Source organism: Streptomyces sp. NPDC000983, assembly GCF_040299205.1.
Classification (GTDB): domain Bacteria; phylum Actinomycetota; class Actinomycetes; order Streptomycetales; family Streptomycetaceae; genus Streptomyces.
In genome coordinates, this window is record NZ_JBEPBM010000123.1 from 1 (window position 1) to 1,453 (window position 1,453).

A 1,453-nucleotide genomic window follows, 5' to 3' on the forward strand; every position below is an offset into this window, starting at 1 on the left:
CTAGTAGGGCTTGGTCAGCTTCACTTCTGAGTGGCGTGTCTGTTGGGCTGTTGGTGTCGTTGTGATGGTGTGACACCTGGGGAGATGGCCGAGGTCCGGGAGGACCTGGAGGCGTTCACGGCGGAGTTGTTCGACGGGTTCTTCCGTGCTGACCAGCGGCGGTGGGGCCAGGTCTATGTGCGGGGGCTGCTGCTGGACGGCAGACGCAAGTCGGTGGAGCCGATGGCGGCGAGGCTGGGCGAGGACGGCAACCGGCAGGCGCTGGCTCATTTCCTGACGTCCAGTCCATGGAATCCGGTGCACGTCCGGGCCCGCCTGGCCTGGCGGATGCAGGACGCGATCGCTCCGGAAGCTCTGATCGTGGATGACACCGGCTTCCTCAAGGACGGGGACGCTTCGGCGTGTGTGTCGCGGCAGTACACCGGCACCGCGGGCAAGGTCACCAACTGCCAGGTGGGAGTATCACTTCACCTTGCCACCGACCATGCATCGGCCGCGGTCGACTGGCGGCTGTTCCTGCCCGCGTCCTGGGACCCGGCCTCGCCCGGGGCCGATCCGTCCAAGGTCGCCCGCCGCGGCCGCTGCGGCATCCCCGACCGGGCGGGGCATGTGGAGAAGTGGCAGCTCGCTTTGGACATGGTTGACGAGGCCCGGTCCTGGGGCATCGACGTTCCTTTGGTCGTCGCGGACGCCGGCTACGGTGACGCCGCCGCCTTCCGTCACGGCCTGGAGGAACGCGGCCTGCCCTACGCGGTGGGCATCTCATCCCGCCACAGTGCCCATCCATCCGATGCCCAGCCCGTTCAGCCCGCCTACGCGGGCACCGGCCGGCCGCCGAAAATGCAGTATCCAGATGCGCCGCAGACCGTGAAAGACCTGGTCATCGCGGCCGGCCGGACGGCGGCCAGGCCGGTGTCCTGGCGGGAGGGATCCCGGCCGGGCCAAGGCCTCAGCGGCTTCAAGCGCATGTACTCCCGGTTCGTCGCCCTGCGCATCCGCCCTGCCGGACGCGGCGTCCGCCGGGCCACCGACAGCACGGAGCTGCCCGAGCGCTGGCTGCTGGCCGAGTGGCCGGCTGGCGAGAGCGAACCGGTGCAGTTCTGGCTGTCCAGCCTGCCCTCGGGGATGCCCCTGGCGACGCTGGTGCGGCTGGCCAAGCTCCGCTGGCGCATCGAGCACGACTACCGCGAGATGAAACAGGCCCTGGGACTTGCCCACTTCGAGGGCCGCACCTGGAACGGCTGGCACCACCACGTCACCCTCGTCTCCGCCGCCCACGCCTTCTGCACCCTGCAACGACTGGCACAAGACCCAAAAGACGCAGCGCAGGCCTGAGTCTCTACCAGACGGTCCGCGACCTGCAGACACTCCTCGCCACCTGGACCGGCGCCTGCCCCACCTGCCACCGCGACATACCCACACCCCTACGAACCTGACCAAGCCCTACTAGGGC

The 1,453-nt window shown here is 69.1% G+C and carries 1 protein-coding gene; it reads left to right on the forward strand.

All coding sequences use genetic code 11. The features are described 5' to 3' along the window. Positions 1-84 precede the first annotated feature (84 nt). Positions 85-1,335 (forward strand): IS701 family transposase, encoded by a 1,251-nt coding sequence (locus tag ABT296_RS38625; RefSeq protein ID WP_351934837.1) that lies wholly within the window; start codon positions 85-87, stop codon positions 1,333-1,335. Positions 1,336-1,453: the final 118 nt, after the last annotated feature.